At 69.9% G+C, this 15,398-nt stretch carries 12 protein-coding genes; 4 read left to right on the plus strand and 8 right to left on the minus strand.

The window, feature by feature from the left end:
* Window positions 1-26 precede the first annotated feature (26 nt).
* Window positions 27-2,891 carry a carbohydrate-binding family V/XII gene (locus HUW53_RS21880; protein ID WP_272904319.1) on the minus strand — a complete coding sequence of 955 codons (2,865 nt, stop codon included), beginning with the start codon at window positions 2,889-2,891 and terminating at the stop codon, window positions 27-29.
* A gap of 515 nt (window positions 2,892-3,406) precedes the next feature.
* On the opposite strand from HUW53_RS21880, the gene purM reads away from it, so the two are divergent.
* Both purM and purN read left to right on the plus strand, forming a co-directional pair.
* Window positions 3,407-4,489 carry a phosphoribosylformylglycinamidine cyclo-ligase gene (gene purM / locus HUW53_RS18895; RefSeq protein ID WP_237347312.1) on the plus strand — a complete coding sequence of 361 codons (1,083 nt, stop codon included), beginning with the start codon at window positions 3,407-3,409 and terminating at the stop codon, window positions 4,487-4,489.
* Window positions 4,486-5,139, plus strand: a complete 654-nt coding sequence (purN, locus tag HUW53_RS18900) for a phosphoribosylglycinamide formyltransferase (protein ID WP_237347313.1) — start codon at window positions 4,486-4,488, stop codon at window positions 5,137-5,139. Before purM ends, purN begins: the two co-directional genes overlap by 4 nt.
* A 21-nt stretch (window positions 5,140-5,160) precedes the next feature.
* On the opposite strand, the gene HUW53_RS18905 is transcribed toward purN, so the two are convergent.
* From HUW53_RS18905 to HUW53_RS18920, 4 genes are all read right to left on the minus strand, one after another.
* On the minus strand, window positions 5,161-7,284 hold the full coding sequence (locus HUW53_RS18905) for a molybdopterin-containing oxidoreductase family protein (RefSeq protein ID WP_237347314.1): 2,124 nt from the start codon (window positions 7,282-7,284) through the stop codon (window positions 5,161-5,163).
* A gap of 206 nt (window positions 7,285-7,490) precedes the next feature.
* Window positions 7,491-8,219: a TerC family protein gene (locus tag HUW53_RS18910; RefSeq protein ID WP_237347315.1), complete on the minus strand. Its 729-nt coding sequence runs from the start codon at window positions 8,217-8,219 to the stop codon at window positions 7,491-7,493.
* Between the two features lie 229 nt (window positions 8,220-8,448).
* Window positions 8,449-8,871: a nucleoside-diphosphate kinase gene (ndk, locus tag HUW53_RS18915; RefSeq protein WP_237347316.1), complete on the minus strand. Its 423-nt coding sequence runs from the start codon at window positions 8,869-8,871 to the stop codon at window positions 8,449-8,451.
* 129 nt (window positions 8,872-9,000) lie between these two features.
* Complete coding sequence (locus tag HUW53_RS18920; RefSeq protein ID WP_237347317.1) at window positions 9,001-9,765, minus strand: TetR/AcrR family transcriptional regulator; 765 nt, start codon at window positions 9,763-9,765, stop codon at window positions 9,001-9,003.
* Between the two features lie 136 nt (window positions 9,766-9,901).
* On the opposite strand from HUW53_RS18920, the gene HUW53_RS18925 reads away from it, so the two are divergent.
* The gene (locus HUW53_RS18925; RefSeq protein ID WP_237347318.1) at window positions 9,902-10,903 is read left to right on the plus strand and encodes an aldo/keto reductase; all 1,002 of its coding nucleotides are present in this window, start codon (window positions 9,902-9,904) and stop codon (window positions 10,901-10,903) included.
* Between the two features lie 223 nt (window positions 10,904-11,126).
* Window positions 11,127-11,408, plus strand: coding sequence for a hypothetical protein (locus HUW53_RS18930; RefSeq protein ID WP_237347319.1), 282 nt, complete (start codon window positions 11,127-11,129; stop codon window positions 11,406-11,408).
* A 91-nt stretch (window positions 11,409-11,499) separates the two neighbouring features.
* Here the strand turns inward: HUW53_RS18930 and ftsY are convergent, their stop codons facing one another.
* From ftsY to dapF, 3 genes are all read right to left on the minus strand, one after another.
* Window positions 11,500-12,813, minus strand: a complete 1,314-nt coding sequence (gene ftsY / locus HUW53_RS18935) for a signal recognition particle-docking protein FtsY (protein WP_419836132.1) — start codon at window positions 12,811-12,813, stop codon at window positions 11,500-11,502.
* 291 nt (window positions 12,814-13,104) lie between these two features.
* Window positions 13,105-14,379, minus strand: a complete 1,275-nt coding sequence (gene mtaB / locus HUW53_RS18940) for a tRNA (N(6)-L-threonylcarbamoyladenosine(37)-C(2))-methylthiotransferase MtaB (RefSeq protein WP_237347321.1) — start codon at window positions 14,377-14,379, stop codon at window positions 13,105-13,107.
* Complete coding sequence (gene dapF / locus HUW53_RS18945) at window positions 14,379-15,236, minus strand: diaminopimelate epimerase (protein ID WP_237347322.1); 858 nt, start codon at window positions 15,234-15,236, stop codon at window positions 14,379-14,381. Before dapF ends, mtaB begins: the two co-directional genes overlap by 1 nt.
* Between the last annotated feature and the right edge of the window lie 162 nt (window positions 15,237-15,398).

Consider the following 15,398-nt stretch of genomic DNA (forward strand, 5'->3'; position numbering starts at 1 on the left):
CCGAGCTGAAGCAGCCCCCTACCCTGTCACCGGCGACCGCGATCCTCCTCGCCGCGACGGCGCTCTCGCTCCTCTTGACGTTGGCGCTCCTCCTGGCGTTCGCGGTTCTCCTGGCGTTCGCGGTTCTCGCGGAGGCTCCGCTCGCCGCCCTCCCGCCGCTCGCGTTCGGCGCGTTCGCGTTCCTCCTGTCCTTCGCGATCCTCACGAAGGCGCTGTTCGTCGCCACCACCACGGCGCTCACGATCCTCAAGCGCCCGGCGCTGCTCCTCCGCGGCGGCGTCCGGCCTGGCCGCCCCGCTGAAGGTCCGGTCCAGGTTCTGCGGATCTCGCGCCGCCGCGCTGTCGCTCGGCCCGCCCGTGGTCGTTGAACCGCCACCGCTGCCTTCGCTCGACCCCGGACTACTCGTGGTCGAGCCACCACTGGGCTTGTCGCTTGGGCCAGGGCCGCTCGGGATCGGACCGCTCCCCTGATTGGGAGCATGGTCCGTCAACGGGCCACCGCCGGGCGCACCACTCGGGCCAGGAGCGCTCGTGGTCGGGCTGCCGCCCGGATTGGGGCCGTGGTCCGTCAGTGGGCCGCCGTTGTTGCTCGGACCATGGTCCGTCAACGGGCCGCCGCCGGGCGCACCACTCGGGCCAGGAGCGCTCGTGGTCGGGCTGCCGCCCGGATTGGGGCCGTGGTCCGTCAGTGGGCCGCCGTTGTTGCTCGGACCATGGTCCGTCAACGGGCCGCCGCCGGGCGCGCCGCTCGGACTGGGATGATTCGGATTCGGACCACCGCCCGGCGCGCCATCCGGACCGGGATGGCCCTGGTTCGGGCCAGCGCCCGGGTTGGGGCCGTGATTCACGTTGGGAGCGGGCGGCCTGTTATTGCCAATATTGGCATTATGCCCATTATCGGAATTGTTGTTTATATTATCATTATTGACATTTATATTGTTATTATTGATAATCGTGTTTCCGACATGGACATTGGCGGCGCCGTTCATGTAATTGCCGCCATAGGCGCTGAAGCCGCCGAAGGACCCGGCAAAGCCACCGCCGAAACCGCCGAAGCTCACCCCCACGCCGCCCCACGCACCGTAGGACCAGGCGGAGACGCCGACCCCGACGCCGCCCCAGCCCGCGCCCAGTGACACGCCCGGCCCCCAGGCGCCGTAGATGTTGGCGACGCCCACATTCGCAAAGCCCCAGCCGAGGCCAAAGGGCGTGGATCCCGCATAGGGCCCCCAATAGGGCGCGATGCCTGCCCCCCACGACCAGCCCGGCGCGAACCCGAAACCAAACCCCGTGGCGCCGATGGTGAAGCCGGCGCCATAGCCGAAGGTGCCCGGCGCGGGAACCCACTGGGTCCCCACATAATCGGCGTAGCTATATCCGGTGCCGTAGACAACAGTATTGGACGGGCCAACAAGAACGCCCATGTAAAGGGGCGTGTAGCCCGCGGTCACCGCATCGGCGGTCACGTCATAGATGCGGGCGCCGGTGACATAATAGACCGGAGAGGTGGCCGGAATGGCATAGATCTCTTCCGGCACCTCCACCGCCAGAACCCAGGGTCCGCGCGGATCGGCCGCCCTGAACCAGACCCCCTTCGAGACCAGATAGTACCGGTGCTCGGCCACCCGGATCACCGGTTCGGTGCTGTTCACCGCGTATTTCAGGCGGGTGCCGGGGATGGGCGAAAAGCGCGGCTTGCCGTCATAAACCGCCTTGGCGGTGGTGGAACGCGGAACCACCGCGGTCTTCGGGATGGTCGCGGCAATCGCCGCCTCCTTCGCCTGCGGCGTGCCGGAGACGGAGATCAGGGACTGCGCCTTGGGATCCTGCGTCGAGATGTTGACGAAGTCGGCCGGCAGGGCATGATTGGCCACCAGGGTCCAGGGACCCGTCGTCGCCGGCCCAGTGAACCAGCGACCGGAAATCAGGACATAAAATGCGCCATTCGACGGATCGATGAAGACCGCATGGTCCGCGTTGGACATGCTCATGAGCCCGGTGCCGATGACGGGCGAGAGCTGCACCGGACCATCGGTCTGCACCACCTCGGTCGGTTCGGTGGAGACGGTGACGGCGGGCGGCGGCGAGATCGGCTTGCCGTTCTGCGGCAGGAGCGGATTGGCCTGCCGCACCCCATTGGCGGCCTTGGCCGCGGCGGTCACCGTGTCGGGGACGTTGGCGACGACGGCCCACGGCCCCTTCACCGCCGCCGACTGAAACCAGGAACCGCCCGCTTGAAGGAAATAGGTGCCGCTCGGGTCCTTCAGCAGCATCGCCTGCGTGTTGAGCACACGCGCGAAGCCCGGGGCGCCGGAAACCGGGCGCAAGACCGGATCGCCCGAAATGGGCACATGAACCGTGAGCTTGTCCGTAAAGGCAATCTGCGGCGGCTTGGGATTGGGCGCGACCGCCGCCGGTGGCGCTCCGGCGGTCGCGCGCACCAGCGAGAGCGGCAGGGAGAGCGGCTGCTTGGTGAAATCCGCTTGCAGCGCCGCGTTCACCGCGGTGGCCTGGTCCGGAGCCGCCGGCAGATCCACACTCTGGACCCTCACGTCGGTCAGGACCACGATGCCCTTCTTCTTATCCACATGGGCACGGGCGGAGATCTCCGCGAAGCCGTAATGGGGCACGGCGCCCGCAGGTCCCACCGCCAGCGCGGCACGGCCCGCGATTCTGCCGCCCTGCCACGCGCGGGCCTCGGGCTGGTAGAGCTGAAGCTGTGCGCTGCCCACCGCATAGGTGCGTGGCCACGCGGGCTGGACCGCTTGCGGCGCCGCGCTGCCGGCGGGCGGAGCGGGGGTCTGTGCCGCGGCCCCGCCGATGACGAGCGGACCAACAGCCAACGCGGCTACAAGGACGGTCGAAGAAACCAGAAGTTGTCGCGTCTTCATGAGGCACCCTCAAGGGAGAGGGTAAATACTACCTCCGTCGTATAGACCTACAAGGGCTCCTGAGGTCACGGAGGCGCATGGAGAGTGATGCGCACGCGCCCCTTGACCGAGAGGCGCCAAGGCTTTGCCGCCACCACCACCGCCATGCGTCATTACGCCACACAGCATGTCCCGAAATCCGGTTGCGACCTCTCCCGCTTTCCCACCGCTAGACGCGGCCTCCAGATCGCCGGCGCATGGTTGACGGCGCGGGCGGCAGCCGGCGCCGTCCTCGTCCGTCGGCCACCCCGGGGCGGCGGGCGTGTTCACCCCTCCTTCTGCTTTGGCTGAAACCCCTCGCCGCGAAACCGGTGGCGGCCAACCCGCCCCATGCGGGCCGCAGCCCTGCCCCGCCTTGCCTTGCCGGCCGTTCGCGGCTAAGCCGCGAGGGCGGGCGACCTAGCGCCTGCCGCCCAAACCAGGTCAGGGCTCGGCCAGCGTCAGGCCACGACGCGCCGCCCTGCCGCGAGGACCCGATGGCTCAGGACGGACTTTCCTATCGCGACGCGGGGGTCGATATCGACGCCGGCAATCGCCTCGTCGATCTCATCAAGCCCCTGGTGAAGGCCACCGCCCGCCCCGGCGCCGATGCCGACATCGGCGGGTTCGGTGGCGTGTTCGACCTGAAGGCCGCCGGCTACACCGACCCGCTGCTGGTGGCCGCCACCGACGGCGTCGGCACCAAGCTGAAGATCGCCATCGAAACCGGCGTGCACGACACCATCGGCATCGACCTCGTCGCCATGTGTGTGAACGACCTCGTGGTGCAGGGCGCCGAGCCGCTCTTCTTCCTGGACTATTTCGCCACCGGCCGGCTCGCGCCGGAGGTGGGCGCGCACATCGTCGCCGGCGTCGCGCGCGGCTGCAAGGAGTCGGGCTGCGCGCTGATCGGCGGCGAAACCGCCGAGATGCCCGGCATGTATGCGGACGGCGACTATGATCTCGCCGGCTTCGCCGTGGGCGCCGTGGAGCGCCACGGCCTGCTGCCCCGCCCGGACGTCGCGCCCGGTGACGTCATCCTCGGCCTCGCCTCGGCGGGCGTGCATTCCAACGGCTATTCCCTGGTGCGCCGCATCGTCGAGCGCTCCGGCCTCGCCTGGGACGCGCCGGCGCCGTTCGCACCACAGACGAGCCTGGGCAAGGCCCTGCTCACGCCCACCCGGCTCTATGTGAAGAGCACGCTCGCAGTCATCCGCGAGACGGGCGCGGTGAAGGCCCTCGCCCACATCACCGGCGGCGGCATTACCGAGAACCTGCCGCGGGTGCTGCCGAAGGGCACCGTCGCCCGCATTGACCTTTCCACCCTCGAGGTGCCGCCGGTCTTCCGCTGGCTCGCCGCCACCGGCGCCGTCGCCCCCGAGGAGATGCTGCGCGCCTTCAACTGCGGCATCGGCATGGCGGTGGTGGTGCCGGCAGACCGGGAAGCGGCTGTCGCCGCCGCCTTCGCCGATGCGGGGGACAGCGTCGTGCGTCTGGGCGTCATCGCGCCGGGCGCGGACGGAGCCCAAGCGCCGCACGTGGTCTATGAAGGGGTTGCCAACTTCGGGTTTGCGGCATGAGCGGCCGCAAGCGCGCCGCCGTCCTCATTTCCGGCCGGGGCTCCAACATGGCGGCGCTGGTGCAGGCGGCCGCCGGGCCGGATTTTCCCGCCGAGATCGCGCTGGTGCTGTCCAACCGTGCCGATGCGGCCGGGCTCGACTTCGCCGCCGCCCACGGCATCCCCACCCGCGTGCTCAGCCACAAGGGCTTTGCCGACCGGCTCGCCTTCGACGCCGCCCTTGACGGCGTGCTGCGGGAAGCGGGCATCGAGATCGTGTGCCTCGCCGGCTTCATGCGCCTGCTCACCCCCTGGCTGGTGGAGCGCTGGCGCGACCGCATGATCAATGTGCACCCGTCCTTGCTGCCCAGCTTCAAGGGCCTCAACACCCACGAGCGCGCGCTCGAAGCAGGGGTGCGGGTGCATGGCTGCACGGTGCATTTCGTGCGCGCCGAGATGGACGAAGGCCCGATCATCCTCCAGGCCGTGGTGCCCATCGAGCCCGGCGACACGCCGGATCGGCTCGCCCACCGGGTGCTGACCCAGGAGCATGTGATCTACCCCAAGGGCCTGGAGCTGCTGGCCGCGGGCCGGCTCACGGTGGCGCAGGAGCGGGTCGAGATCGCCGGGGTCGAAGGCGGCCTTGCGCCCCTGATCGCGCCGAAGGTGTGAGACGGCGGGCGCTGGCGCCCGCTATTCCACCGCCACCTTAGCGAGGCGCACCCGGTTGTCGTGGAACGCGGCGCCGCCCGCCGGGGCGACCGGATCGGCGCCGGTCAGGGTATTGATGCCCCGCCCCTCCCGGTGCGCCCGGTTGGGCTGGATCTGCTCCGACACCACCACCCCGCGCCGGAGCCCCTCGAACAGGCGGGCCTTCAGCAGCACCCGGCCCCGGACGCTCTCCACCACCACCATGTCCCCCTCCACGAGCCCCTGCGCGGCCGCATCCTCCGGATGGATGAGCAGGGAGGGCGTCCCCTCCCGCCCCGCCGAGGTTCCGGTCTCGGTGAAGGTGGAATTCAGGAAGTTGCGGGCCGGTGCCGTCACCAGGCGGAACGGATAATCGGCTGTCGCCTCCTCGATCACCGCCCAATGGTCCGGCAGGGTGGGCATCTCGGCCACCGGCCCGAACGTGCGGGGCGCGGAGAACTTCAGCGCCCCCCAATCGACGGCGAAGTGGAAGCGCAGGTCCGCATGGCCGAAGCCATCGAGGAAATGGGCCGTGGCGAATGGCGGCGTCACGTCGAGAAAGCGTGCGGCCTCCAGCTCCGCGAGCGTGCCGCGGCCTGAGGCCTGCAAGGTCCAGTCGATCAAGCCGCGCGGGCTCATGCCGAACCCTGGATGGGACGCCCCGAGCCGCGCCGCCAACGCGCACACCACCTCATGGTTGGAGCGGCACGCCCCCGGCGGCTCCACCAGCTTCGGGCCGAACAGGATGTGGGGATGGCCGGCGGCTTGGTAGAGGTCGTCATGCTCGGTGAACATGGTGGCCGGCAGCACGATATCCGCCATGCGCGCGGTATCGGTGAGAAAATGCTCGTGCACCACGGTGAACAGGTCGTCGCGGGCAAAGCCGGCGCGCACCTTCTCCTGTTCAGGCGCCACCGCCATCGGATTGGTGTTCTGGATGAACAGCGCCGCCACCGGCGGACCGCCCGCGAGCGCGTCCACCTCGCCCATGAGGATCGGCCCGATGCGCGACTGGTCGAGCGCCCGCACCGCCGGATCGCGCAGGTCGAGCCCCTCGATCATGCTCTTGTTCCAGCCGTAGATGCCGGACATGGAATGCACCGCCCCGCCGCCCTCGTGCTGCCAGGCGCCCGCCACCACCGGGATCGAGGCGACCGCATGCATGTTCACCGCGCCGTTGCGGGAGCGGGAGAAGCCGTAGCCGATGCGGAAGAAGGCCCGTGGCGTCGCGCCCACGAGCCGGGCATAGGCCTCGATCTCCGCTTCCGGCAGGCCGGTGATGGCCGCGGCCCAGGCCGGGCCGCGCGTTTCAAGATGCGCCTCCAGGGCGGCGGTGTCGCGGGCATAGCGGTCGAGATAGGCGCGATCGGCCAAACCGTCGCGGAACAGCACATGCATGACGGCGCAGGCGAGCGCCCCGTCGGTGCCCGGGCGGATGAGCAGGGCCACGTCCGCCTGCTCCATGGTGGGGGTGCGATAGACGTCCACCACCGCGATCTTCGCCCCGCGCTCCTTGCGGGCGCGCACGGCGTGGGTCATCACATTCACCTGGGTTGCGACCGCATTGGTGCCCCACAAGGTGATGAGGTCCGACACCCCCATCTCACGCGCGTCGGCTCCCGCGATGCGCCCGGCGCCGGCGAGGTAGCCGCTCCAGGCCGGGTTGACGCAGATGGTGGAGAAGAAGCGCGAATAGCCCTTAGCATGGGTCAGGCGGGTGAGGCCGTCCCGCATTACGAGCCCCATGGTGCCGGCGTAATGATAGGGCCACACGGACTGCGCCCCATGCGCCCGCTCGGCGGCGAGGAGCCCTTCGGCGACCCGGTCCAGAGCCTCGTCCCAGTCGATGGGCCGGAATTGGCCGGAGCCCTTCGGCCCGGTGCGCAACACAGGCGTCAGCAGCCGCTCGGGATGGTTGGCGCGCTCGGCATAACGGGCAACCTTGGCGCAGATGACGCCGGCGGTGTAGCTGTTGTCTTTCGCCCCCCGGATGCGGCCGATGCGACCCGTGGGTTCGATCTCCACCTCCAGGGCGCAGGTGGACGGGCAATCGTGGGGACAGACCGAGGCGCGCACATGCGGGCGCGCGGCGGCCGGGGCGGACGGCGGAGCGACGCGGTGGTTCATGGCGCCGACCTTAGAGCATTTTCACGCGAAGTGGATATCGGTTTCGCCTGAAGAAAACGCGTGAACTCAAGTGCCTAGGACAATTTCAGCGAGAGCGGGAAGCGATCTTGCGTCCAGAATTTCGTGGAAACAAATAGTTAGAGCGCCTTCGGTGAACCGGGGTTCGCCGAAGGCGATCGAGACCGCGCGCCGGGCTCTCGATGGGATCAGGTCGCGCCTTCCGAGGACGCACGGCGGCGCAGCACCAGCCCCGACACCACCACCAACAGGGCACCGAACCCGCTCGCCGCATAATGGGGCAGCGCCGCCGGGTTGAGGCCGTGCTCATTCTCCACCACCAGCGCCGGATCGATGTGGGCAAGGAGATCGAGCGCGAGGGTATCGCGCAGGAGCATGTCACCGGCGATCCAGCCCAGCAGCGCGGCGCCGGCCCAGATGAGCAGCGGGAAGCGCTGCAGCAGATTGAGCAGGATCTGCGCGCCGAACACGATCAGCGGAATGGTCAGCACCAGCCCGAACACGAACAGCTCCGCATGGCCGCGCGCGGCGGCGGCCACCGCCACCACATTGTCGAGGCTCATCACCGCATCGGCGATGGCGATGGTGCGCACCGCCTTGAACAAGGTGTCGGCGGCCTTCACCTCATGGCCGTCGTCGTCCTCGCCGGTGGCGAGCTTGATGGCGATCCAGAACAGGAGCAGCGCGCCCACCACCTTCAGCAGCGGCACGCCGAGCAGCAGCGAGACGGCCAAGGCGAAGATGATGCGCAGCACCACCGCGGCGGCGGCGCCAAGTAGGATGCCCCATTTGCGCTGGGCCTTCGGCAGCGAGCGGCAGGCCAGGGCGATCACGACCGCGTTGTCGCCCGACAGCAGCAGATCGATCCAAACGATCTGCAGCACCGAAAGCCAGAAAGTGGGGGAAGAAAAATCCATGGGAAGGTCCCGTCGGTTCCGCGCTGGTCCCGTCGCCCCGGATCGGGCGGTGCCGGGGCAGAGGTCGCGGGGTCCGGGCGGCGGGCGGGCATGAGCCCTCGCGGCGGCCACTGTGACGGGGTGTCTTAAGGTGAAGTTCTGTCAAAATCCAGAGCCGTTCGCCATCCGAGCGGCCGGCCACGGGGACGTGAAGGGAGCCCGGCCGTCCGGCGCCGTGCTCCCTGGGACGTCAGCCGACGATTTCGTTGCCGGCGAAGAACTGCGCGATTTCCACCGCGGCGTTCTCGACGCTGTCGGAACCGTGGGCCGAATTGGCCTCGATGGATTCGGCGAACAGCTTGCGGATGGTGCCCTCGGCGGCGTTGGCCGGGTTGGTGGCGCCCATCACGTCGCGGTACTTGGCAACGCCGTTCTCACCTTCGAGCACCTGGACCACCACCGGGCCGGAGATCATGAAGGACACGAGTTCGCCGAAGAAGGGGCGCTCCTTGTGGACCGCGTAGAAGGTCTCGGCCTGGGCCTTGGTCATCAGCATGCGCTTCTGCGCAACGATGCGCAGTCCGGCGGCCTCGATCACGGCATTGACGGCGCCGGTGAGGTTGCGACGGGTCGCATCGGGCTTGATGATCGAGAAGGTGCGCTCGATCGCCATGGGGATCGTCCTGTCTTATGAGAGGGATGGGCGCGCGCGTCGGCGCGATGGCGCGGCTCTTAGCAGGGGCGCCAGCACGGGGCAAGGGAGCCGGCCGCGCTGCTCCCCTGCGCCCGGCGCGCGCCGGCGTCAGGGGGCGCGGCGGGCAGGCGGCGGGGTGTCGTGCAGCAAGGCGCCGATGGCGCGATCCACGGCCGCCTCGACGGAAAACGCCACGGGAACCCCGAGCACCCGCGGCCAGAACAGGGGCTCCTTGATGGCGCCGAGGAATTGCGCCGCCGCCAGTGTCGGCTCAATCCCCGGCGCGAGGCGGCCATGGGCCGCCAGGGCCGCGAAATAAGCCGAGAGCCCCTTGACCGCCGGCTCCTTTCCGGCCGCGAAATAGGCCTGCGACAATTCGGGAAAGCGCGGCGCCTCGGCGATCACCAGCCGCAGCAGGGGGATCACGTCCGGCCGATCCCAATGGGCCTGCAGGCGCTCCACATAAGCCGTCAGGACCGGCCGGGGGTCGCCCCGCGCATCGCCGGGCAGCAGGGGCGCGCGCGTCAGATGCGACCACGCCTCGTCGATGACCGCGGCGAACAGATCCGCCTTGCTGGCGAAGTGATGGTAGAGCGTGCGCTTGGACACGGGCGCCGCCGCCGCCACCGCATCCATCGACGTGCCCCCATAACCCTTGTCCAGGAACAGCCCGCGCGCCGCCTTGCGGATCCGCGCCGCCGCGCCGCGCTTGTCGGCGACGGGGCGATCGCCGTCCGGGCCGTGGGCAGGCGCTGCGGCTCCAGGCGCCGCGGCTCCAGGCGCAGTCGGCGCCTGCGAAGGGGCTTCTTCGGCTTCGGCTTCGGCCGGCTTGCCGGGCCGGTCCCTATCCGCCTGCTGGCGGGTCTTCTCCATGTGGTGTCCCCGTTGCCGCGCGCGGCTGGACGGCGCCGAGCGCCGCCCTTGACAAAGTAAACGGTACAGTGTAGTTTACATTTCGGTTCAGCGCGGTTTGCGTCGATCCCCCCTCCCCTTTTCATGAGGTCCCGTCATGGGCCATCCCCTTCTCGCTCAGCGCCCGCTCGGTCGCTCCGGCATCACTGTATCCGCCCTCGGCCTCGGCTGCATGGGCATGTCCGAATTCTACGGCGCCAGTGACGAAGCGCAATCGCTTGAGACCCTCGCGGCCGCGCTCGATCTCGGCATCACCTTGCTCGACACCGCCGACATGTATGGGGTTGGGCACAACGAGCGCCTGCTCGGCCGATTCCTGAAAGGACGGCGTGACGCGGTCGTGCTCGCCACCAAGTTCGGCAATGTGCGCGGGCCGAACGGCGAGCGCCTCGGCGTCGATGGCAGCCCCGACTATGTGCGCACCGCCTGCGACGCCAGCCTGGACCGGCTCGGCATCGACACCATTGACCTGTATTACCAGCACCGGGTCGATCCCAAGACCCCCATCGAGGAGACGGTGGGCGCCATGAAGGGCCTGGTGGAGCGCGGCAAGGTGCGCTTTCTCGGCCTGTCCGAATGTTCGGTGGAAACCTTGCGGCGCGCCCACAAGGTGCACCCCATCACCGCCGTGCAGACGGAATATTCCCTCTGGAGCCGCGAGCCCGAGGCCGGCATGCTCGACGCCTGCCGGGAACTGGGCGTGGCCTTCGTCGCCTATTCGCCGCTCGGCCGCTCCTTCCTCACAGGCGCGGTGACCTCGCCCGACGCCTTGGCGCCGGACGACTTCCGCCGCTCCAATCCGCGCTTTTCGGGCGCCGCCTTCGCGGAGAACCGCAAGCTGGTCGAGGCGCTTGCCGCCTTCGCCGAAGGAAAGGGCGCCACCTCCGCCCAGATCGCCCTCGCCTGGATCCTCAACAAGCAGGACCATGTGATCCCAATCCCCGGCACGCGCCGCGTCACATATCTGAAAGAGAACGTCGCAGCGGCCGCGATCCGTCTCTCGGCGCAGGAGATCGCCACCCTCGACGCCCTGTTCCCGCCCGACGCAGTGGCCGGCACGCGCTATGCCACGCCGGCCATGGCCGGGCTCGGCCTTTAGGCCCGCTTCAGGCGAACGCCGGAGCCGGCCCGGCAGAACGACCCCCCTGGGTGGTTCTGCCGGGCCGCGAAGCCTCGGGCCGGATGGGCCGAGGCCGGGTCGCGGCAACCTGTCGCCCCGCGGTGGCGCGTGATATCTTGATCCAGATCAAAAACCGGACAAGGATCAGCGCCGCGCCGTCCCATCGGGATGACGTTTCAACCTCATTTCGAATGGTATGGATATGCAGGCGGTCGCGCGCGCGTTCTTTCACGTTCCCGTCGTCGGTTGGCTCCTGAAGGATGCCGTCCACGGCTTGCCGGACGCGAAATATTATTTCATTTTCAATTTGTTCGTGGCCTTCGCGTGCCTTGTCTACGCGTTCGGCTACCCGTTCTTGATCGTGTCGGCCCTGACCGCCACCGCCACCATGCTGGTGTCCCTGATCATCCTCACCGCCAGCGACATGTTCGCGCAGCTGGGCAAGCGGATCGGGGGCGGGTCGGGATCCTCCAAGGCGCACTGACGTTCCACGCCCGGCCCGCGCCCAAGGCGCCGCGCCGGGTGCGGCGCTTCCGCCGCGGGGCAGCTCCGGGACCCGGGCGACATGGAACGGCTCACTCCAGCCCGGCGATGGCGCGAGCGAAGTCGCGGGCCGTGAAGGGCTGAAGATCGTCCGCCGCCTCGCCGACGCCGATGAGATGCACCGGCAGCCGGTGCTTGGCCGCGATCGCCACCAGGATGCCCCCGCGCGCGGTACCGTCGAGCTTCGTCATCACAAGGCCCGTCACCCCGGCGATGCGGGTGAACACTTCCACTTGCGAAAGGGCGTTCTGCCCCACGGTGGCGTCGAGCACCAGCAGCACCGCATGGGGCGCGGAAGGTTCCAGCTTCTTCACCACCCGCACGATCTTTTCCAGCTCGGCCATCAGCTCGGTGCGATTCTGGAGCCGGCCGGCGGTGTCGATGAGGAGGATATCCGCCCCATCAGCGCGGGCCTCGGTAATGGCCTCGTGGGCGACGCCGGCGGCATCCGCGCCCGGCTCGCGGGCAATCACCTTGGTGCCGGTGCGCTGGCCCCACACCTTGAGCTGGTCAACAGCGGCGGCGCGGAACGTGTCGCCCGCGGCCAGCACCACCTTCTTGCCCTCATGCCGCCATTGGGCGGCGAGCTTGCCGATGGTGGTGGTCTTGCCGGACCCGTTCACCCCCACCATGAGCACCACGAACGGACGGTGGAGAACATCCACCACCAGGGGCTTGGCCACCGGCTCCAGGATGCGCTCCACCTCGACCGCGATCAGGCCCTTGACCTCTTCGGGCGAAATCATCTTGTCGTGCCGGCCCTTGCCCACGGCCTCGACGATCCGCGTCGCGGTTTCCACCCCCAAATCGGCGCGGATGAGGATGTCTTCCAAATCCTCCAGCGTCTCGGCATCCAGCTTGCGCTTGGAGACGAGGTCGGTGATGCCCTGCCCGAGGCTCGAAGCGGTGCGGGCCAGCCCGGAGGTCAGCCGCGCCCAGAAGCTCTTCTTGGCCGCAGGCTTGGCCTCCGCCTCCCCGGCCACCGGCGCGCCATCGCTCTCGTCCTGGTGCGGCACAGCCGCCATCGGGGCAGCCGCGGGCTCGACCGGCGCCGGCACGCTCTCCGGCATGGCGGCGGGAGCCGGATGCGCGGACACCGGCAAGGGGAACACGTCGATCGCAACCTCTGCCGGCGCGACCTTATCCGGCAATGGCGGGGCCTCGGGCGCCTGCGGCTGGCTTGAGACCATCGGCACGGGCGGTTGCGGCATGGGCGGGACTTCGGGCGCCGGCTCCGCTTCCGTCGCGACCATCTCGGCGGCGAAGGGAGCCGCCGCGGTATCGGCCTCCCCAGCCCCGTCGCCCGCGACGTCTCCTCGGTGCTGCGGCTCTGGCTCGGGCTCCACGGGCAGCGTCCCCGTATCCGCCGGGACGGCGGGCGGGGTCTCGGCGGGCCCGGCGTCTCCGGTGGCCGGCGCCGGTTCGGCTTCACGCGGCTCGCCTTCACGAGCCTCGTCTTGGGGAGATTCTGCGGCGCGGCCGGTCAGCCAGCCCCAGAAGCCGCGCTTCTTTTTCTTCGTTTCCTCAGTCACGGCGGGCGTCGGAGCGGCGCCCTCGGAGTCCGATTGGGGGTCCGATTTGGGCTCCGGTCGAAGGTCCTCTTGGCTCATGGCGTCGTGCCGTTCCTTGATGAGAGATCAGGCCGCGATCAGGCGCGCGCCGTCGTGGCCGGCGATGCGCACATCCGCCAGCGTGCCGCGCGCGAGCGGCCGGGCGAGGCGCACCGGGGTGAAGTGTTCCGTATGCCCGCGTCCGCCCGCTTCCACCAGCACCGCGCGGCGGCGCCCCACCTCGCCGGCGAGGTGGCGATGCAGCAGATGGGCGCCGAGCGCCCGCAGCCGCGCCGCGCGCGCGCTCACCTCGGCGGGCGCCACCTGGGGCATGCGGGCAGCCGGCGTGCCGGGACGGGTCGAGAACGGGAAGGCGTGAACGAACGCGATCCCGGCCTCCTCCAGGAACGCGAGGGTGGTGCGGAATTGTCCATCGGTCTCGGTGGGAAAGCCGGCGATGATGTCGGCGCCCAGCACCAGATCCGGCCGCAGCCGGCGCAGGGTGGCGATGAAGGCCAGGGCCTCGGCGCGGGTGTGGCGGCGCTTCATGCGCTTCAACACCAGATCATCGCCCGATTGCAGCGAGAGATGCAGATGCGGCATCAACCGCGGTTCCTCGGCGAGGGCGGCCAGAAGATCGGCATCCGCCTCCACCGCGTCGATGGAGGACAGGCGCAGCCGCTCCAGCTCCGGCACCTGCCGCAGCAGGGTCCGCACCAGCCGGCCAAGCGAGGGCGAGCCGGGCAGGCCGGCGCCGTAGGAGGTGAGGTCGACGCCGGTCAGCACCACCTCCCGGTGCCCGGCCTCCACCAGCCGGCGCACCTGCTCCACCACCACGCCCATAGGGACAGAGCGGGACGGGCCGCGGCCGAAAGGGATGATGCAGAAGGTGCAGCGATGGTCGCAGCCGTTCTGCACCTCCACGAAGGCACGGGTGTGCCCGGCGAAGGCGGCGGCCAGATGGGGCGAGGCCTCGCGCACGGTGGCCATGTCCTGCACCCGCACCCGCGCTTCGGCGGACAGGCCGAAGTCGAGGCTGGCGCGCACCTCGACCCAGGTGGCGGGGGCCGCCTTGGCGGCGTTGCCCAGCACCAGGTCCACCTCCGCCATGCGGGCGAAGGTCTCGGGCTCGGTCTGGGCGGCGCAGCCGGTGACCACGATGCGCAGGTCCGGATCGGCGCGGCGCGCGCGGCGGATGGCCTGACGCGCCTGCCGCACCGCCTCGCCCGTCACCGCGCAGGTGTTCACCACCAAGGTGCGCTCGACGCCGGCGGCGGCGGCGGCGCGCGCCATGCCGTCGCTTTCCAGGGCATTGAGCCGGCAACCGAAGGTTTCCACCCGCACGGCGGGGCGGTCCGCCATCAGATGCTCTCCCCGATCATGGCGGGGGTGACCTTGCCGCGGAATTCGTAGGCCACCGGGCCGGTCATGAGCACATGGTCGTCGCCGGCCCGCCACTCCAGGGCGAGGTCGCCGCCGGGCAGGCGCACCCGCACCATGCGACCGGTGCGGCCGGTGCGGGCGGCGCTGACGGCGGTGGCGCAGCCGGCGGTGCCACAGGCGCGGGTGCGCCCCGCGCCACGCTCCCACACATGAAGCAGAATGTCGTCCGGCCCAGTGAGGCTGGCAAACGAGATGTTGGCCCGCTCGGGGAACAACGGATGGCGCTCCAGCGCCGCGCCCAGGCCCGCCACATCCACCTGATCGGCGTCAGGCACGAAGAACACCGCGTGGGGATTGCCCATGCTGACGAGGCTCGCCGGCCCCAGCGCCTCGAAGCCGGGCACGGTGACGGCGGCGGTGTCGCCCACCTCATGGGCGAGCGGGATGTCGCGCCAGGCGAGGCGGGGGGCGCCCATGTCCACGGTCACGGTGCCGTCGTCATGCACCCGGCAGTCGAGCAGGGTCGCCTCGCTCTCGAACCGGATGTGGCGCGCGTCGGTGCGCTCGGCCTCATAGGCGGCGATGCAGCGGGTGCCGTTGCCACAGGCCGCGGATTCCGAGCCGTCATTGTTGAGAATGCGCACGAAGGCGGCGGTGTCCTCCCGCCGCGGCGGATAGAGCACCATGGCCTGATCGAACGGCAGCACCCCCGGCCGCGCCAGGGCGCGGGCGTCGGCGGGGGTCAGGTCCACCGGATTTTCGCGCAGATCGAGCACCAGGATCTCGTTGCCGAGACCGTTCATCTTCACGAAGGGGCTATGGGCGAGCGCGGTCATGGGTCTTCGGCCCCCTTCCGGGAACGGGCGGGCATCAACGGATTGGTTGCGTTCTATATGGCGCCGAACGCGCCCGCGCGCCACCCCCGTGCGCCCCATCCCGGCCGCAGTGTGGCCTCCAAGATGCCGACGAACATGATAGAAACGGTGCGCTGCCGGGCA

This window comes from Xanthobacter agilis (genome assembly GCF_021730435.1).
GTDB classification, from domain to species: Bacteria; Pseudomonadota; Alphaproteobacteria; order Rhizobiales; family Xanthobacteraceae; genus Xanthobacter; species Xanthobacter agilis.

Bases quoted from the DNA above. Each gene is read 5' to 3' on its own strand.
- HUW53_RS21880 (WP_272904319.1), bottom strand. From the start codon at position 2,891: ATGAAGACGCGACAACTTCTGGTTTCTTCGACCGTCCTTGTAGCCGCG.
- purM (WP_237347312.1), top strand. From the start codon at position 3,407: ATGGCTCAGGACGGACTTTCCTATCGCGACGCGGGGGTCGATATCGAC.
- purN (WP_237347313.1), top strand. From the start codon at position 4,486: ATGAGCGGCCGCAAGCGCGCCGCCGTCCTCATTTCCGGCCGGGGCTCC.
- HUW53_RS18905 (WP_237347314.1), bottom strand. From the start codon at position 7,284: ATGAACCACCGCGTCGCTCCGCCGTCCGCCCCGGCCGCCGCGCGCCCG.
- HUW53_RS18910 (WP_237347315.1), bottom strand. From the start codon at position 8,219: ATGGATTTTTCTTCCCCCACTTTCTGGCTTTCGGTGCTGCAGATCGTT.
- ndk (WP_237347316.1), bottom strand. From the start codon at position 8,871: ATGGCGATCGAGCGCACCTTCTCGATCATCAAGCCCGATGCGACCCGT.
- HUW53_RS18920 (WP_237347317.1), bottom strand. From the start codon at position 9,765: ATGGAGAAGACCCGCCAGCAGGCGGATAGGGACCGGCCCGGCAAGCCG.
- HUW53_RS18925 (WP_237347318.1), top strand. From the start codon at position 9,902: ATGGGCCATCCCCTTCTCGCTCAGCGCCCGCTCGGTCGCTCCGGCATC.
- HUW53_RS18930 (WP_237347319.1), top strand. From the start codon at position 11,127: ATGCAGGCGGTCGCGCGCGCGTTCTTTCACGTTCCCGTCGTCGGTTGG.
- mtaB (WP_237347321.1), bottom strand. From the start codon at position 14,379: ATGGCGGACCGCCCCGCCGTGCGGGTGGAAACCTTCGGTTGCCGGCTC.
- dapF (WP_237347322.1), bottom strand. From the start codon at position 15,236: ATGACCGCGCTCGCCCATAGCCCCTTCGTGAAGATGAACGGTCTCGGC.